The sequence below is a fragment of the Pseudomonas sp. 10S5 genome, assembly GCF_035019745.1.
GTDB lineage: Bacteria > Pseudomonadota > Gammaproteobacteria > Pseudomonadales > Pseudomonadaceae > Aquipseudomonas.
In genome coordinates, this window is sequence record NZ_JASJVL010000011.1 from 139,212 (window position 1) to 151,557 (window position 12,346).

The 12,346-nt window shown below is 53.5% G+C and carries 16 protein-coding genes; 5 read left to right on the forward strand and 11 right to left on the reverse strand.

Annotation, left to right across the window (positions count from 1 at the left end; translation table 11 throughout):
* Window positions 1-45 precede the first annotated feature (45 nt).
* Window positions 46-663 carry a LysE family translocator gene (locus tag QN378_RS14205; RefSeq protein ID WP_322205061.1) on the forward strand — a complete coding sequence of 206 codons (618 nt, stop codon included), beginning with the start codon at window positions 46-48 and terminating at the stop codon, window positions 661-663.
* A 19-nt stretch (window positions 664-682) separates the two neighbouring features.
* Here the strand turns inward: QN378_RS14205 and QN378_RS14210 are convergent, their stop codons facing one another.
* From QN378_RS14210 to QN378_RS14245, 7 genes are all read right to left on the reverse strand, one after another.
* Window positions 683-1,858, reverse strand: a complete 1,176-nt coding sequence (locus QN378_RS14210) for a PAS domain-containing sensor histidine kinase (RefSeq protein ID WP_322205062.1) — start codon at window positions 1,856-1,858, stop codon at window positions 683-685.
* Window positions 1,851-2,666: an alpha/beta hydrolase gene (locus QN378_RS14215; RefSeq protein ID WP_322205063.1), complete on the reverse strand. Its 816-nt coding sequence runs from the start codon at window positions 2,664-2,666 to the stop codon at window positions 1,851-1,853. The genes QN378_RS14210 and QN378_RS14215 overlap by 8 nt, the downstream gene beginning before the upstream one ends.
* Window positions 2,667-2,857: 191 nt before the next feature.
* Entirely contained in the window at window positions 2,858-3,295 is a 438-nt protein-coding gene (locus QN378_RS14220) for a nucleoside deaminase (RefSeq protein ID WP_322205064.1), read from the reverse strand.
* A 32-nt stretch (window positions 3,296-3,327) separates the two neighbouring features.
* Window positions 3,328-3,831, reverse strand: a complete 504-nt coding sequence (locus QN378_RS14225; RefSeq protein WP_322205065.1) for a hypothetical protein — start codon at window positions 3,829-3,831, stop codon at window positions 3,328-3,330.
* Window positions 3,828-4,385, reverse strand: coding sequence for a GNAT family N-acetyltransferase (locus tag QN378_RS14230; protein WP_323550834.1), 558 nt, complete (start codon window positions 4,383-4,385; stop codon window positions 3,828-3,830). The genes QN378_RS14225 and QN378_RS14230 overlap by 4 nt, the downstream gene beginning before the upstream one ends.
* 150 nt (window positions 4,386-4,535) lie before the next feature.
* Window positions 4,536-5,549, reverse strand: coding sequence for an ABC transporter substrate-binding protein (locus QN378_RS14235; protein ID WP_322205067.1), 1,014 nt, complete (start codon window positions 5,547-5,549; stop codon window positions 4,536-4,538).
* Window positions 5,550-5,898: 349 nt separating this feature from the next.
* Window positions 5,899-6,690, reverse strand: coding sequence for a phosphate/phosphite/phosphonate ABC transporter substrate-binding protein (locus tag QN378_RS14245; RefSeq protein WP_322205068.1), 792 nt, complete (start codon window positions 6,688-6,690; stop codon window positions 5,899-5,901).
* A 468-nt stretch (window positions 6,691-7,158) separates the two neighbouring features.
* Here QN378_RS14245 and QN378_RS14250 point away from each other — a divergent pair, with 468 nt between their 5' ends.
* Both QN378_RS14250 and QN378_RS14255 read left to right on the forward strand, forming a co-directional pair.
* Window positions 7,159-7,497 (forward strand): GNAT family N-acetyltransferase, encoded by a 339-nt coding sequence (locus tag QN378_RS14250; protein WP_407074053.1) that lies wholly within the window; start codon window positions 7,159-7,161, stop codon window positions 7,495-7,497.
* A 103-nt stretch (window positions 7,498-7,600) separates the two neighbouring features.
* On the forward strand, window positions 7,601-8,476 hold the full coding sequence (locus QN378_RS14255) for a methyltransferase (protein WP_322205070.1): 876 nt from the start codon (window positions 7,601-7,603) through the stop codon (window positions 8,474-8,476).
* Here the strand turns inward: QN378_RS14255 and def are convergent, their stop codons facing one another.
* The 3 genes from def to QN378_RS14270 all read right to left on the reverse strand — a co-directional run bounded on the left by def (window position 8,477) and on the right by QN378_RS14270 (window position 10,446).
* Window positions 8,477-9,016, reverse strand: coding sequence for a peptide deformylase (gene def / locus QN378_RS14260; RefSeq protein ID WP_322205071.1), 540 nt, complete (start codon window positions 9,014-9,016; stop codon window positions 8,477-8,479).
* Window positions 9,017-9,056: 40 nt separating this feature from the next.
* Window positions 9,057-10,025 (reverse strand): YihY/virulence factor BrkB family protein, encoded by a 969-nt coding sequence (locus QN378_RS14265; protein ID WP_322205072.1) that lies wholly within the window; start codon window positions 10,023-10,025, stop codon window positions 9,057-9,059.
* A gap of 229 nt (window positions 10,026-10,254) precedes the next feature.
* A complete protein-coding gene (locus QN378_RS14270; protein ID WP_322205073.1) occupies window positions 10,255-10,446 on the reverse strand; it encodes a CsbD family protein in 192 nt (63 codons plus the stop codon).
* A 257-nt stretch (window positions 10,447-10,703) separates the two neighbouring features.
* On the opposite strand from QN378_RS14270, the gene QN378_RS14275 reads away from it, so the two are divergent.
* Window positions 10,704-11,084, forward strand: a complete 381-nt coding sequence (locus QN378_RS14275) for a hypothetical protein (protein WP_322205074.1) — start codon at window positions 10,704-10,706, stop codon at window positions 11,082-11,084.
* A 60-nt stretch (window positions 11,085-11,144) separates the two neighbouring features.
* Here QN378_RS14275 and QN378_RS14280 read toward each other — a convergent pair whose 3' ends face one another.
* Window positions 11,145-11,561 (reverse strand): DUF2177 family protein, encoded by a 417-nt coding sequence (locus QN378_RS14280; RefSeq protein WP_323550833.1) that lies wholly within the window; start codon window positions 11,559-11,561, stop codon window positions 11,145-11,147.
* A 152-nt stretch (window positions 11,562-11,713) separates the two neighbouring features.
* Between QN378_RS14280 and QN378_RS14285 the strand changes: the two genes are divergently transcribed.
* Window positions 11,714-12,340 carry a DsbA family oxidoreductase gene (locus tag QN378_RS14285; RefSeq protein ID WP_323550832.1) on the forward strand — a complete coding sequence of 209 codons (627 nt, stop codon included), beginning with the start codon at window positions 11,714-11,716 and terminating at the stop codon, window positions 12,338-12,340.
* The last annotated feature ends 6 nt before the right edge of the window (window positions 12,341-12,346 follow it).

The following is a 12,346-nucleotide window of genomic DNA, read 5'->3' on the forward strand; positions in this document are numbered from 1 at the left end:
GGAAGGTAATGATTGCTCCACGATCAAACATTTCCGAGCCCCATCATGAGCCCTTTTTTACCCTTTATGCTGTTTGCCTTCGTTGCATCCATTACCCCCGGCCCTACCAATATTCTGGTGCTGACCAACAGTTCACGCTACGGCATGCTAGCGGTACTACCCATTGTATTTGGCGCCTGCACTGGCGCGGCAATGATCGTGATGATTGTGGGCATGGGGTTAGGTGATGTGTTGGTGCGTTACCACGGCGTGCAGACCGCCATGTCTTGGATTGGCATCGCTTGGTTAACGTATTTGGCATGGCAGATTTTCAGCAGCTCAGCGGTCATCGTTGAGTCCCGGGACGCTGCCAACGCCAGCCAACCAAAAGGCCCAAGCCTGGGAATGTTCGGCGGCGCCAGCCTGCAGTTGGTCAACCCCAAGACTTGGATGATGGCACTGGCGGTGGTCAGCGTATTTGCCGGTACCGAGGCTGATCGGACGACGCGGGTGCTCTACCTGTCGTTGGCGTTTTTCCTGATTTCCATTCCCTGCATGAGCGCTTGGGCGTACTTGGGCGCCCGCGCCGCGAGGTTTTGCACATCCGCACGCGCTATGCAGCGCTTCAACCAGACCATGGCCCTGTTGTTGCTGGCCTCAACCTGGTTGACGCTGTGGGTGTGAGTGGCCGCAACTCGGCGCGTTAGACGGGGGATTGCGGAAGGCTAATCGTAAAGGTGGTGCCCACATCTGGTGAGGACACCACGCGAACATCCCCCTGATGGGCGCGAGCGATCTCGCGAACAATGAACAGCCCGAGGCCCACGCTACGCATGTCGTCGCCACCTTTAACGCCGCGAATCATCGGTTCGAACAAATTGCCGAGCAATCGCGCTGGAATTGGCGTACCTCGATTGTGCACGGTAATCGTTACCCGTTCCGCTTCCGACGTAGAGGTGATCGCAACGGTCCCATCAGGGTCGCCATAGGTCATGGCGTTAGCCACCAAGTTGCCGATGGCTTGATACAGGCGATCACCATCAGCGACACACTGCCCTGAGCCGACATGCTGATGGCTCAAGGTGCGGCCGGAAAAGGTCATCGCTAATTCCTCCACGCAGTTGGCAACCACGGCATGCACATCGATGACCTGGGGTTTGACTACAATTCCCCGCCCAACCCGAGCTTGGGTAAAGTCCAGCAAGTCCTCGATCAGACGGTGCGCACGGTCTGCAGATTGGGTGACATGGCCCAAAATGCGAGTGCGCTTTTCATCTTCCTCATTGCAGGCCAGCAAGCCGGCAGCCATCTTTATCGCGGTTAGCGGATTACGCAGATCGTGGCTGACGATGCCCACCATCTGTTCGGCAAACGTCGCACGAATCTCAGCGTCCGCATGCGCCAGACGTAGACGATTTTGTGCCAAAGAAAGCGCCTGCTGCGCCTCAAGCTGTTGCAGTAGCCGCTCTTCGGCAAGCCTGCGTGCGGCGAGCAATTCACGCTCATATCGATTGCGGTCTTCGGCAACAAATATCGCTAGCTCATGAAAGAGCCCTTCGGGATGCTCTCGGCGCAATGCGTTGAGCATGGTGGGGATCGAGTGGCCGTTTTTATGGACCAAATCAAGTTTGACCTCGGCCACCGAACCCTGCATTTGCAACAGAGGCGCCCAATGGGTTTGGTGGAAAATCCGGCCGCCCATGCTCAGCAGCTCTTGAAAGCGCCGCCCGAGCACTTCGTCTCGATCGAAACCCACCCAACTGCAGAACGTTGAGTTCACCCGAACAATTACACCCGCCGTTGTCGTGAGCAGCAACCCGCATGCCGCGGTTTCCCACAACGAATCGCTGTCCGGCAGTGGCCCAAGCCCATCAGACATGGGCACGAGCTTCGAAAGGCATCAGGAATTCGTTCATAGCATCAATGCAAGCGCTGGGAGCACTTAAATGCGGGCAATGACCGACATTCTCGATCACCCGTAAAGTGCTATTGGGTAGAGTATGTTGCAGGTACTCACCGACTAAAAGCGGCGCAATAAAATCATCGCTACATTGAATAATCAGCGTCCGGGTGGTGAGTAGAGCAACGTCTTTACGGTTGTCCGAGGTAAAGGTCACACGGGCAAATTGTTTGGCAATTTCCGGATCGGTTCGGCAGAAGCTATTAGTTAGCTCCACGCCCAACTCAGGTTGCTCGGGCGCGCCCATAATGGCTGGGGCCATGGTGCTAGACCAACCAAGGTAATTGCTTTCCAGGGTGTCGAGCAACGAGTCGATGTCCGAGCGAGTAAAACCACCGGTGTAATCGCCATCGTTGATATAGCAAGGCGACGGGCCGACCATCACATGCCCGACAAAGAGCCCCGGTGCCCGCAGGTCGGCCAGAACCCCAATCATCGCACTCACCGAATGCCCTATATAAATTACGGGGCCGACACCCAGTTCATCAATGATCTCCAGCAGGTCACTCGCATAGCCGTCCAACGAGCTGTATTTATCTTGCCAATACGCCTCCAGTTGCGACGAGCCGCTGCCCACCAGATCGAACAGCACAACCTTGAATCTAGCTGCAAAAATCGGTGCCATAAAACGCCACATGTGCTGGTCACAGCCAAAACCGTGGGCAAAAACCAGTGTCACTGAGCCTTCCCCGGAGACCTGTACGTTATTGCGCTGTTGTACCGACATCCCCACCTCCAGAAAACCACTCTCACTCGACCCTGAAGCACAGAGGAAGTGCCCTTCAGGCGGTGACCAGTACTATTTTTATGAGACTCAAGCGTCATGAAGACGCTCACGTCATCGCACGCAAATGACACCTTAGACCATTTACAAGTATTCGTATGAGTGGATCTGACGAACGAGAAGGCAGTGCCCAGCTACTCGCCGATGTCTTCGTTCCATAGCTGAGGTTTGCTGGCGATAAAATCGCGCATCAGCTCGACACAGCTGTGATTATCTATTACATCGACTTGCACACCTCGTGAACGCAGCAGTTCTTCTTCGCCCATGAACGTTTGATTTTCACCGACCACTACTTTTGGAATCCCGTACAGAAGGATAGCGCCACTGCACATCGCGCAGGGCGACAACGTGGTGTACAGCACTGACTCTCTGTAGGTTTGAGCCGATTGACGACCCGCGTTTTCTAATGCGTCCATTTCACCGTGCTTGATCGCGCTGCCCTCCTGCACGCGCCGATTGTGCCCCCGACCAATAATCTGCCCGTTGTGCACAATAACCGAACCGATAGGAATACCACCCTCGGCCAGCCCTAATTGAGCTTCTTCAAGCGCCGCTTGCATAAATAGATCCATGGAAATCTCCTGACGCTGGAACGATGGCGTGGCTATTGGGATAACTTGGTCTGTGCACTGAGCAGCACTTGGGCGACGAAGGTTTTGAGCAACTCTGCCGATTTGGCTTTCATGCTCATCCCTACGTCTTTCTGTCTCGCCTGAAACTTGGTCGCCAATTCTTTAGGCACATCGTTCTGATTCAAGGTGCGCATCTCGCTGGGGCTAAACGATTCGCGATAGGCCGCCGCCAAGTTACGGTTCCACTGTTCCTGATAGATGGGCTGCAAACGTTGCAGCTCGTTTTGGACTAAGGTTTGCCCCTGAACCTTACCTACTTTCTGCAAAATACCAGCGAAAGTGGCAGTGCGTGAGGCAACTTGAAAGCCCAGCCAAGCGAGGCTATCGCCTAAATGGTGTTGCTGAACAAACACCAAGGCATTGTCATTGCTCTCGGTAGCCAACACGCTGCGCGGCGTATTCATGAGCAACACCGCCAACACCATGAGCATCAGATTAAAGACGCGCAGTACCGCGACTTTACGCGTCCCTGTCATTTCCCCTCCTCAGCCTTGGCAATAAGTGCAACCCAGCGTTGCCGAGTCATGCGGTAAATCTTTACGCCACGTCGATGATACTGACTGTGGATAAATGTGTTGAAACCTAGCTTCTCGATGACATTCACCGAGGCGATATTTTCAGGTTCGACAATTGCGATCAATGAATCGACGCCTAACGTACCGAACGCATAATCTCGGGAGGCCATGGCAGCCTCGGTCGCCAATCCTTTACCCCAGAACTCGCGGCTCAAGCGATAGCCGATCTCTACTTCTTCGGCGCCCTCGACCGGCTCAGCGTTCAGACCGCAGAATCCGATAAAGGTCGTGGTCGCCCTATCAATAACTGCCCATGGGCCAAAATTATTGGCTTGGTAGGAAAAAACGCAACCCGCGACGAACTCTCGCGTTTCCTTTTCACTCATTACACCGCCAACTGAATGTCGCATGACCTGCGCGTCGCCCAAAATTGAGGCAAGCACCGGCACATCCTCGATTTTCAGTTCGCGAATCAGCAGCCTTTCTGTAAGGAGTTCAAACCCTGTCCTGCCCATCTACGCCTCGCTCTAAAAGCATGGGAAGGATTTACGCACAACATGTGCACACAAGCGAGTTTCAGGAAGCATGCGCTGCGGTCATCGATAGTGTTAAAAATAAATCTGTAGGAGCGCGGAGCCGTCCCAATCTACACGGTCGTAAACGGTTTACAGACTACCTCTAACCTTTTGCGCAACATCGGCCGGGACCCATGCAGTCCAGACTTCCGGGTGATCGCGCAGGAACGACTGGGCAACCGCATGCGGTTCCAAGCGTTTTTCGCTCATTTGGCCCAAGGTTTTGTTGAGCAGATCGATCGGCAAATCGACCTTCTGGAAAAACGCGACAAGGTCTGGGTATTTGGCGTGGAACGGCGCGGAGACACCAATGGCTAAATGCGCGTCCAAGGAGCGCGAGCCTTTGGGATTAGGGTTATTGGCATCGGACAAGGTTTTCCAGGCATCAGCATCAAACGGCGGCTCTTCAAGCTTCACCAGTTTGAAGCGACCAAGCAACGGCGTCGGCGACCAGTAATAGAACAGTACCGGTTTTGCGCGACGGATTGATGAGGTAACTTCGGCGTCCAATGCTGCACCGGAACCGGTGCGGAAGTTGACGTAGCTGTCGTTCAGGCCATAAGCCTTGAGCTTTTGAGTGTTGACAATTTCAGAGGTCCAGCCCGTAGGGCTGTTGAGGAAACGGCCTTGGGTTGGTGATTCAGGGTCACGAAAAACGTCTTTGTATTTCGGCAGGTCGGCCACTGATTTCAGGTCAGGCGCGACCGCTTTAATGCCGCGCTCGGCATCTCCCTTAATAACGTACTCCGGCACCCACCAGCCTTCCGTTGCACCTTTGACGGTATCACCAAGACCAAATACCTTGCCTTCAGCTTCCGCCTTGATCCATGCAGGGCTGCGCCCTGCCCATTCTTCACCAATGACCTGAACATCGTCCTTGGCCAACGCCGTTTCGAGACTGACGGTACTGCCCGGCAGGGTGTCGGTGGGGTAGCCGTAACCCTTTTCGACAATGGAGCGCAGGATTTCTGTGATCAAGCTACCGCTTTCCCATGTGATATCACCAAAATGAATAGGGGTCGTTTTTTCAACTGCATGCGCCGGCTGCGAGAGAATTCCCAACGCCAATACGGTGCTGCCCAGTAGATGTTTTATTGAAGTCATGGTCGTCTCTTGGTCATTGGGAGGCAGCGGGTAAATGCTTTGTTCATGCAGTGCTGACAGAACGCTGGCAAATACCCCACTCAACTGTTATCTGCGGATACGTCACGCTATTGATCTGTGACAACAAAAAAGTCGCTTTGACCTTGCTCGTCAGCGGTCAAGCAATACATCGACCCATTGCAGGGTTTTAGTCATTAGTGTGGGATTTTCAAGGGAAAGACTGCGCGGTTCAATGCAGAGTATTACCTTGAAATAATTGTTCCTCACATCCAGTCGACGTCAATTACGTAAGCGCTTACGTATTAATAATCCTGCTCAACTATTTTTTTAATTCTTAACATCATTAAAATCATTCTGAAATCAGACGCCGCAATCCCCATCTCTCGGCTTCGCGCCGGTAATCGAGCAGCACTTGATAATCAGCTTCCGTAGCCGGTAAAACTTCATGAATTGCTAATATGGCGGCGACCTCGGGTAGGTCTTGAAGTGCCAAATTCATCGCATTACGGATGCGCTCAGCCGCAACGGCATCGAGCGAAATAGCACAGATGTAAGGCAAGGTCGGACTGGTCGCGGTTTGGGCAAGTATCCGCAGACCATTAAGTTCGCAGCTGGCATCTCGGGCCAAATAGTCATAGGTCACGCCGTCTATGGCAGCCAGGTCTCCCCGTCCATCGCGCAGCCAACGCATGCTCTCCCGGTGACCGCCCGTCAGTGAAACCATCGAAAAGAAGCGCCCATCACGTTGAAGCGGCGCCAGGCGATGGCGCAGCAGGTTCATCCCGGAATTGGAATCTTGGTTATTGATTAGCCCATGACTGCCGCGAAACTGTTCGAGGTCGGCACGCGGATCATCGTCACGCACTAGCAAGAGGCTGCAATGGTTGCCGTCGGCACTGTGCGCAAGTCTGTAATCCGGGCGCCCAATCAACCGCACCTTGCCCCGTAACGAGGTCATCAGCGGATAGCCACAGGTCTGACTCAGGAGCAAATTGGGCGCCAACCACAATGCAATCTCGTGTTCAGCATCGTCTCCAATGACGTCGAGCCGTTGTAGGATTCTCGACAACCAAGCTTCACTGGCCTCTCGCAGCCGGTCCGGCGCGGTATACATTAACAGTGCTGCAAAGCCATGGGTCATGCTCAGGCCCCTAGTGGGTGCAATGGCGCCGCGAAATAATGTAAACCCATGAGTGATGGACTGAGAGCGGTAAAAAAGAAGCGGAGCCTGGGAGGCTCCGCACTGCTAAATCAAAGGCTGAACAACTGATCTCAGCTATCTTTCTTCGCCTTCTTGTCAGCGCGTTTTTCTACGAGGGTTTTCGCCGGTTTTTTCTTGTCAGCTTTCTTTGAATCCATACCTTTGGCCATGATGTGTACTCCGATGTGGGGAATCTGGGCTCAGTTATACACCTAATCTGACATCGCACCGACCCCCAATGCAGCGGGTTATGATGCAGCGCACACCAAACGGTCATTGCGGCTGAACCCACCTTTTTGATCTGCCACCCCTGCGCTATTGAGTATTATGCCTACTACCCTTTTCTGCGTGCTGCCCGAACCGGCCAGACCGTTACTGAACAAATTCTATCGAGACCACAAATCGCCAATGCGATCGCCCACGCAGGCACAGTTGTGGGTGGCGAAAAAACCCGAGATTGTTGGGGCGCTGTGCCTAACCGCCGTCGCAACCGGGCATTGGCTTACCGGATTGTTCGTAGCGCCGTCGCTGCGCGGGCAAAATATTGCAAGTGACTTAATTCAAGAGGCAGTGGCGCACGCGGTGGGACCGGTCTGGTTGTTTTGCAATCCTGGCCTCCTCAACCTCTATCAACGTGGCGGATTTCAACTCAACCCCTCACTGCCTGGGGCTTTGGCGGACCGTTTCGAGCGCTACTGCAGAACCAAATCTCTTATCGCCATGGGCAGGTCCAGCGGCCCGTTTTAGAAAGCAATCATGCTCATCGTTAAAAAGTGTAGTTGTGAGGCTAAATCTGCGTGTTAGCCTTTCGGCCAGTGGCCCTGAATTGGGCCAAACGACAAGGATTGGTATGAAATTTTCGCTTATCGCTTGCTCCCTCGCTGCTCTCCTGGGGCTTGGGCTCAATCAAGTTCAAGCTCAGACTTACGACATCCATGCCCCAGCCTCCACAGTCACTGCCGCGCAGTTTGCCAAAGTGCTCTCAGGATCTTGGCGCTTGCCAGAAAACAGTGCGCGTGATCAATACCGACACCCACAGCAAACCTTGCAGTTTTTTGGCTTGCGCGCCAATCAAACGCTGATTGAAATTACCCCTGGCAACGGCTGGTACAGTGAACTATTGGCACCGCTCCTCAAAGATAAAGGCCGCTACATTGCCGCTGTGCAATCGACCGCCACCGGGGACAATGCGCGCAAGGCGGCTGACCGACTAAAACAAAAATTTGCCGCAGACCCAACCCATTACCGCAAAGCGCAGATCGTCGAGTTCGATCCCCAGGCCCCGGTGTTTGGCAAGCCGGCTTCCGCCGACGCACTGCTGACATTCCGTAACGTGCACAACTGGGTCATGGCGGACGATGCGCCTGGGATGTTCAAAGGGTTCTATAACGTATTGAAACGGGGGGGCACCTTGGGCGTGGTCGACCACCGGGCCAACGAAGATGCATCGCAAGAATCGATTAAAGACAGTGGCTATTTACCCACCGCATACGTCGTAAAACTGGCTACCGATGCGGGGTTCGTGCTGGCGGGTAGCAGCGAAATCAATGCCAACCCCAAGGATACCAAGGACTATGCGCAGGGTGTCTGGACCTTGCCGCCGACGCTAACCATGGGTGATCAGGATCAGGACAAATATGTGGCCATCGGCGAATCTGACCGTCTTACCCTGCGTTTCATAAAGCCCGCTCACCCAAAAAAATTGACCGGCAGCGCCAAACCCTAGTCATTCGTCGGCATTTGGGTCCATGTCTGGAAACAGAACGTCCATATAGCCGAACTTGCTGAAGTCGGTGATTCTTGATGGATAAAGCCGACCGATCAGGTGATCGCATTCATGCTGCACCACGCGCGCGTGAAAACCGCGGGCGGTGCGCTGGATGGGTTGACCATTGGGGTCAAAGCCCTCGTAACGAATATGCTCGTAACGATCTACCATACCGCGTAAACCCGGCACTGACAGGCACCCTTCCCATCCCTCTTCCACCGTAGGGTTCAGCGGAGTGATCAGCGGATTAAGCAATACCGTTTGCGGTACTGCATCGGCTTCAGGGTAACGCTCGCTGTGTTCAAAACCAAAGATCACCAACTGTAGATCAACCCCAATCTGAGGCGCTGCCAAACCAACGCCGCCGACACTGTCCATCGTTTCGAACATGTCAGTGATCAGGGCGTGGAGTTCGGGCGTACCGAACATTGCCTCGGGAACCGGCGGGGCGATACGCAACAAGCGCTCGTCGCCCATTTTCAGAATTTCGTAAATCATAAAAACCTTATCTCTGGGCCAAGTACGTAATCGTGCCACATCAGGCCGACGATTCGTCAGCCTTCACACTGGCCGGTATCGAATTATGGTGCGCTATACCCGAAATATGTTTGGTCATTGGCCTTCGCTGAACGCCACCCCCGGCTTCTTTTTCTCCGGGGTTTTTGCCTTCCGCATGCATGTGCTCAATCACCGCATTCATCTCCGCGCCGAGTAATAGGACCGCCGCTGAAATATAGAAATACAGCAGTAGAACGATGATTGCTCCAATACTGCCGTACATAGCGTTGTAATCGGAAAACGTTTTCACGTAATACCCAAAGCCTAGCGAAGCAACAATCCAGACCACCACCGCCAATACCGAGCCTGCGGTAATGAACCGAAACTCCTGCTTAACGTCAGGCATAACGAAATACATCAGAGCCACCGCCACCATCAGCAACACGACGATTACCGGCCAGCGAAGGATAGTCCACAGCGTGACGATGAACTCCTGCATGCCGATTTGTCCGGCCAACCAACTCATAACTTGCGGCCCGGTGACCATGAGTCCGGCGGCAGCAAGCAACATCCCGGCGATGCCAATGGTGTACAAGATCGACAGCGGAAAACGCTTCCAGATCGGACGCCCTTCGGGAACGTCGTAGGCAGCGTTCATGGCGCTCATCATCAAGCGAACACCGGCCGACGCGGTCCATAATGCGATTACGATACCGATCGATAACAGTCCGCCCTTCGATTGCTGTAACTGATCGATCACGGGATTAACTTGATCAAGGGCTTGCGGTGGCAACACCAACTCTGATTGCAGTCGCAGCCAAGAGAAAAAATCCGGTAAATGCAGGAAACCAATCAGGGCAATCAAAAACAACAAGAATGGGAACAGCGAGAACAGCATCTGATAAGCCAGTGCCGACGCATAGGTCGACATTTCGTCATCCATGAACTCGTTGACGGTTCGCATTAACACCTTCCTCATGGGAAGGTCGCCGAGCTTTGGAAAAATCATGGTGTCTCCTTACGACTTATATCAAGCTGACTTCGCTATTGATCGACAAGCGCTTCAACTTCAAGCTTCCGTTCGAGGGCTGGCGTTTTACTTTAACGTAGCCTGGTTGGCGACCGTAAAGAGGTATCAAAATCTGTCAGCATTCACCTGACCCACATCTCAAGCACAAAAAACAACGGCCATACAAGATGGCCGTCGCGCTTAACAGTATCTAAAGCCCGAGATTTGCTTAGGCTTTATCGACACCCTTCTTCACGGCATCTTTAGCTTTGCCCACGGCTTGCTGGGTATCACCCTTGATTTCCTGGGCTTTTCCTTCAGATTTAAGTTTCGAATTGTCAGTGGCTTTGCCTACGCTTTGTTTGACGTTACCAACTGCTTCGTTGGCCATACCTTTGAATTTATCGCCCGTGCTGCTCATGGTAATTCTCCTTAAACCGAAAATAGGTGTCGTACGCTCGACATAACGATTGACGCGCTCTTTCTGACAGAGTTTCAAAAAAAATCTCGTCTGGGGGCTCCGTTCGTCGCCAGATTAATCAGGGCAAAACAACATCTTTTGCTCTCTGCCTGAAGGTTTAACTTTAAGTTTGCGCGGCAACCCCCGAGAATGCGCCACGCAGTTAGGCTATGGTCGTAAAGGTCATAGCGCTGAACACACGGATACACAGGAACGTTATGAAACTCGACAAAAAACTGGCCATCGCTCGCAGAAACCAAGAGCTGGGCGGTGCCGTGCTCGGTACTAACAACAGCCACTTCACCGCGCTCAACGCCAATAAAAACATCTGGTGGTTCGACCTGCGGATGAGTCGGCTACAAATCGGTCAGTACGAGTGGGTGCATTTACTGTTGCACACTCCAAGCACTGATCAGCTGCTGCACTTAAAAGTGCCGACGGTGTTTCTGCGCGACCACATGCACGGCTTGGTCGTTCGTAACAAAGATAAGCGCAACTGCACCGTTAGCCTGGAGCTCAGCGCGGACAAAGACTCGTTTTTAAAAGACGTGCGCCCTGATGGCGCAAACGTTCAGTTCGCGTCCTTCCTTCAAAAGTAACCCGCTCTCGGCCCGCAATTGGCGTGACGGACTCCAATCTTTCTCGCTGCGCTGCCCAGTTTAGATATACCCGCGCATTTGCAGCTTGCGGGTTATCAGGTAGCCGCCCGTCCCTGCAAGCCCCGATGCAACCACCCCCCAGGCCAGATCCACTAGGGCCAACTGTGCTGGCCAACCTTGTAATGTGGCCCAATTAGTCAGGTCGTAAGTTGCGTACGCCATCAGCCCTAAAAACGCACTGCCGGCCGCTGCCCTGCCTGCCCGCTCGCGTTGCAAAGCGGGCAGGACTCCGAACACCACGATGCCCACCGCGTAAAGCAGATAAAAAGCCAGTGCAGGGCCTAATACGGGTGTGTCGACCATTAAAGCGCCTAACCAAATTCGGTACTTCGGCCCCATGAGCAAGCCGAGCCAAATTCCATCGCACACAAGGAATACCAATAACGTGCTGACATAGGCGGTGAGGTATTTTTTCATTGAGGGTACCTGGACGGTTGGAGCGGCTGGGCGGGCAGATTATACCTGCAGAGTTAAGTAGACCTGTTCTGTCCTGAATTGATCCTCCCAACGGTAGGACTTTTCTTTCGATGCCAGAGTCATTGTTAGATAGCAGTCATGGAGAATTGGATATGAACAGCGACCAACCTTTGAAAGTCGACATCTGGAGCGACTATGTTTGTCCCTTTTGCTACCTGCAACTGTCGATAGTCGATCAGTTGCAGCAGGAATACGGGTCACGTATTACGGTGCAATGGCATGCGTTCGAGCTGCGTCCGGAACCGCTTGCAACACTCGATCCAGGCGCCGACTATCTGCGCGCCACGTGGCTGCAAGCCGTGTATCCAATGGCGCAAAAACGCAAGATATTGATGAAGTTACCTCCCGTTCAACCGCGTAGCCGCAACGTTTTGGAAGCAGCAGCGTTCGCCAAAGCTCACGGTAAGTTCGAGAGTTTTCACAGAGAAGCGTTTCGAGCATTCTTCGAATTCGGGCGTAACATTGGCGACATTCCGGAGCTGCTTGACGTGGGCAGCCGTGCGGGTCTAGACCCTCAAGCGTTAGGTAGCGCTTTGTCGAATCATCATTACACCGATCAGATAGTCGCTGACGAAGGACTTGCCGATGAATTGGGGTTGCGCGCGGTGCCGGCTTTTTTGATTCGTCGAGCTGATCAGCCCTTAAGCGAGGCGGTGGTGCTGAACGGAACGATGAGTCTCGGCCCGTTCAAACGGGAGATCGACCGGCTTTGCGCGTAATCGATA